At 51.2% G+C, this 5148-nt stretch carries 4 rRNA genes; all 4 read right to left on the bottom strand.

From position 1 onward, the window contains the following. A 23S ribosomal RNA gene (locus tag ACFVTH_RS19175) occupies positions 1–2116 on the bottom strand; the annotation flags it as partial. 225 nt (positions 2117–2341) lie between these two features. Continuing rightward, positions 2342–3893 (bottom strand): 16S ribosomal RNA (locus ACFVTH_RS19170). 162 nt (positions 3894–4055) lie between these two features. Then, positions 4056–4171 (bottom strand): 5S ribosomal RNA (rrf, locus tag ACFVTH_RS19165). Positions 4172–4234: 63 nt separating this feature from the next. Then, positions 4235–5148, bottom strand: a 23S ribosomal RNA gene (locus tag ACFVTH_RS19160); the annotation flags it as partial.

Here is a 5148-nt window from a genome sequence, read left to right as displayed (position 1 = left end):
CAGTAAAGCTCCACGGGGTCTTTCCGTCCTGTCGCGGGTAACCTGCATCTTCACAGGTACTATAATTTCACCGAGTCTCTCGTTGAGACAGTGCCCAGATCGTTACGCCTTTCGTGCGGGTCGGAACTTACCCGACAAGGAATTTCGCTACCTTAGGACCGTTATAGTTACGGCCGCCGTTTACTGGGGCTTCGATTCAGAGCTTCTCCCAAAGGATAACCCCTCCTCTTAACCTTCCAGCACCGGGCAGGCGTCAGCCCCTATACTTCGCCTTGCGGCTTCGCAGAGACCTGTGTTTTTGCTAAACAGTCGCCTGGGCCTATTCACTGCGGCTCTCTCGGGCTATACACCCTACCAGAGCACCCCTTCTCCCGAAGTTACGGGGTCATTTTGCCGAGTTCCTTAACGAGAGTTCTCTCGATCACCTTAGGATTCTCTCCTCGCCTACCTGTGTCGGTTTGCGGTACGGGCACCTCCCGCCTCGCTAGAGGCTTTTCTTGGCAGTGTGGAATCAGGAACTTCGGTACTATAATTCCCTCGTCATCACAGCTCAGCCTTTATGATGAGCGGATTTGCCTACTCATCAGCCTAACTGCTTGAACGCGCATATCCAGCAGCGCGCTTACCCTATCCTACTGCGTCCCCCCATTACTCAAACGGCGGGGAGGTGGTACAGGAATATCAACCTGTTGGCCATCGCCTACGCTTTTCAGCCTCGGCTTAGGTCCCGACTAACCCTGAGCGGACGAGCCTTCCTCAGGAAACCTTAGGCATTCGGTGGACAAGATTCTCACTTGTCTTTCGCTACTCATACCGGCATTCTCACTTCTAAGCGCTCCACCAGTCCTTACGGTCTGACTTCACAGCACTTAGAACGCTCTCCTACCACTGACATCAAAGATGTCAATCCACAGCTTCGGTGATACGTTTAGCCCCGGTACATTTTCGGCGCAGAGTCACTCGACCAGTGAGCTATTACGCACTCTTTAAATGGTGGCTGCTTCTAAGCCAACATCCTGGTTGTCTAAGCAACTCCACATCCTTTTCCACTTAACGTATACTTGGGGACCTTAGCTGGTGGTCTGGGCTGTTTCCCTTTTGACTACGGATCTTATCACTCGCAGTCTGACTCCCATGGATAAGTCTTTGGCATTCGGAGTTTGACTGAATTCGGTAACCCGTTGGGGGCCCCTAGTCCAATCAGTGCTCTACCTCCAAGACTCTTACACTTGAGGCTAGCCCTAAAGCTATTTCGGAGAGAACCAGCTATCTCCAGGTTCGATTGGAATTTCTCCGCTACCCACACCTCATCCCCGCACTTTTCAACGTGCGTGGGTTCGGGCCTCCATTCAGTGTTACCTGAACTTCACCCTGGACATGGGTAGATCACCTGGTTTCGGGTCTACGACCACATACTAAACGCCCTATTCAGACTCGCTTTCGCTGCGGCTCCGCCTCATCAGCTTAACCTTGCACGGGATCGTAACTCGCCGGTTCATTCTACAAAAGGCACGCCATCACCCGTTAACGGGCTCTGACTACTTGTAGGCACACGGTTTCAGGATCTCTTTCACTCCCCTTCCGGGGTGCTTTTCACCTTTCCCTCACGGTACTGGTTCACTATCGGTCACTAGGTAGTATTTAGCCTTGGGAGATGGTCCTCCCAGCTTCCGACGGAATTTCACGTGTTCCGCCGTACTCAGGATCCACTCAAGAGGGAACGAAGTTTCAACTACAGGGTTGTTACCTTCTTCGACGGACCTTTCCAGGTCGCTTCATTTACTTCGTTCCTTTGTAACTCCGTATAGAGTGTCCTACAACCCCAAGAGGCAAGCCTCTTGGTTTGGGCTAATTCCGTTTCGCTCGCCGCTACTCAGGAAATCGCATTTGCTTTCTCTTCCTCCGGGTACTTAGATGTTTCAGTTCCCCGGGTCTGCCTTCAATATCCTATGTATTCAGATAAAGATACTGTTCCATTACGAACAGTGGGTTTCCCCATTCGGAAATCTCCGGATCAAAGCTCACTTACAGCTCCCCGAAGCATATCGGTGTTAGTCCCGTCCTTCATCGGCTCCTAGTGCCAAGGCATTCACCGTGCGCCCTTTCTAACTTAACCATTAGCGAATAAATGGTACAACATACTGTTGTGTTATTTATTGGTTTGATTAAAGAAAAGTTTCACTTTTCCTCAGCAATTACTGTTATCTAGTTTTCAAAGAACAATCGCAACCAAAATTCTTCTTATTGAATAAGAAGAAAGTAGTGTGCTTTCTATAATTGAGAGATTGAACTCTCAAAACTGAACAAAGTGTCAAAACGTACGTCATGTAAAAATCCTTAGAAAGGAGGTGATCCAGCCGCACCTTCCGATACGGCTACCTTGTTACGACTTCACCCCAATCATCTGTCCCACCTTAGGCGGCTGGCTCCTTAAGGTTACCCCACCGACTTCGGGTGTTACAAACTCTCGTGGTGTGACGGGCGGTGTGTACAAGGCCCGGGAACGTATTCACCGCGGCATGCTGATCCGCGATTACTAGCGATTCCAGCTTCATGTAGGCGAGTTGCAGCCTACAATCCGAACTGAGAATGGTTTTATGGGATTGGCTTGACCTCGCGGTCTTGCAGCCCTTTGTACCATCCATTGTAGCACGTGTGTAGCCCAGGTCATAAGGGGCATGATGATTTGACGTCATCCCCACCTTCCTCCGGTTTGTCACCGGCAGTCACCTTAGAGTGCCCAACTGAATGCTGGCAACTAAGATCAAGGGTTGCGCTCGTTGCGGGACTTAACCCAACATCTCACGACACGAGCTGACGACAACCATGCACCACCTGTCACTCTGTCCCCCGAAGGGGAACGCTCTATCTCTAGAGTTGTCAGAGGATGTCAAGACCTGGTAAGGTTCTTCGCGTTGCTTCGAATTAAACCACATGCTCCACCGCTTGTGCGGGCCCCCGTCAATTCCTTTGAGTTTCAGTCTTGCGACCGTACTCCCCAGGCGGAGTGCTTAATGCGTTAGCTGCAGCACTAAAGGGCGGAAACCCTCTAACACTTAGCACTCATCGTTTACGGCGTGGACTACCAGGGTATCTAATCCTGTTTGCTCCCCACGCTTTCGCGCCTCAGCGTCAGTTACAGACCAAAAAGCCGCCTTCGCCACTGGTGTTCCTCCACATCTCTACGCATTTCACCGCTACACGTGGAATTCCGCTTTCCTCTTCTGCACTCAAGTTCCCCAGTTTCCAATGACCCTCCACGGTTGAGCCGTGGGCTTTCACATCAGACTTAAGAAACCGCCTGCGCGCGCTTTACGCCCAATAATTCCGGATAACGCTTGCCACCTACGTATTACCGCGGCTGCTGGCACGTAGTTAGCCGTGGCTTTCTGGTTAGGTACCGTCAAGGTACAAGCAGTTACTCTTGTACTTGTTCTTCCCTAACAACAGAGTTTTACGACCCGAAAGCCTTCATCACTCACGCGGCGTTGCTCCGTCAGACTTTCGTCCATTGCGGAAGATTCCCTACTGCTGCCTCCCGTAGGAGTCTGGGCCGTGTCTCAGTCCCAGTGTGGCCGATCACCCTCTCAGGTCGGCTATGCATCGTTGCCTTGGTGAGCCGTTACCTCACCAACTAGCTAATGCACCGCGGGCCCATCTGTAAGTGATAGCCGAAACCATCTTTCAATCATCTCCCATGAAGGAGAAGATCCTATCCGGTATTAGCTTCGGTTTCCCGAAGTTATCCCAGTCTTACAGGCAGGTTGCCCACGTGTTACTCACCCGTCCGCCGCTAACGTCATAGAAGCAAGCTTCTAATCAGTTCGCTCGACTTGCATGTATTAGGCACGCCGCCAGCGTTCGTCCTGAGCCAGGATCAAACTCTCCGAAGAAATGTTTGACTTGCTCAATTAAAAAATAAAATTTAACGTTGACGTTTGTCGCTTTGTTCAGTTTTCAAAGTTCAACCGCCGCTCTTAAGCGACTTTACTATGTTATCAAATTATTAACGTAATGTCAACAACTTTTTCGAAAGAAAAGAGAGATCTTTTCCAGCCTGGCAACGTCCTACTCTCACAGGGACAAAGTCCCAACTACCATTGGCGCTAAAGAGCTTAACTTCCGTGTTCGGTATGGGAACGGGTGTGACCTCTTCGCTATCGCCACCAGACAAGAGATTGTTCTCTCAAAACTAGATAACAGTTTGCTGAGTAAAGCTTACGCTTTTAAAAGTTTGGTTAAGTCCTCGATCGATTAGTATCAGTCAGCTACACATGTCGCCACGCTTCCACCTCTGACCTATCAACCTGATCATCTTTCAGGGATCTTACTAGCTTGCGCTATGGGAAATCTCATCTTGAGGGGGGCTTCATGCTTAGATGCTTTCAGCACTTATCCCGTCCACACATAGCTACCCAGCGATGCCTTTGGCAAGACAACTGGTACACCAGCGGTGCGTCCATCCCGGTCCTCTCGTACTAAGGACAGCTCCTCTCAAATTTCCTACGCCCACGACGGATAGGGACCGAACTGTCTCACGACGTTCTGAACCCAGCTCGCGTACCGCTTTAATGGGCGAACAGCCCAACCCTTGGGACCGACTACAGCCCCAGGATGCGATGAGCCGACATCGAGGTGCCAAACCTCCCCGTCGATGTGGACTCTTGGGGGAGATAAGCCTGTTATCCCCGGGGTAGCTTTTATCCGTTGAGCGATGGCCCTTCCATGCGGAACCACCGGATCACTAAGCCCGACTTTCGTCCCTGCTCGACTTGTAGGTCTCGCAGTCAAGCTCCCTTGTGCCTTTACACTCTACGAATGATTTCCAACCATTCTGAGGGAACCTTTGGGCGCCTCCGTTACATTTTAGGAGGCGACCGCCCCAGTCAAACTGCCCACCTGACACTGTCTCCCGGCCCGATCAGGGCCGCGGGTTAGAATTTCAATACAGCCAGGGTAGTATCCCACCGACGCCTCCACCGAAGCTAGCGCTCCGGCTTCTCAGGCTCCTACCTATCCTGTACAAGCTGTACCAAAATTCAATATCAGGCTGCAGTAAAGCTCCACGGGGTCTTTCCGTCCTGTCGCGGGTAACCTGCATCTTCACAGGTACTATAATTTCACCGAGTCTCTCGTTGAGACAGTGCC

This window comes from Agromyces sp. NPDC058104 (assembly GCF_042884835.1).
Classification (GTDB): domain Bacteria; phylum Actinomycetota; class Actinomycetes; order Actinomycetales; family Microbacteriaceae; genus Agromyces.
The sequence above is the reverse complement of the archived record's forward strand: the minus strand, read 5'-3'. Positions and strand labels throughout refer to the sequence as shown.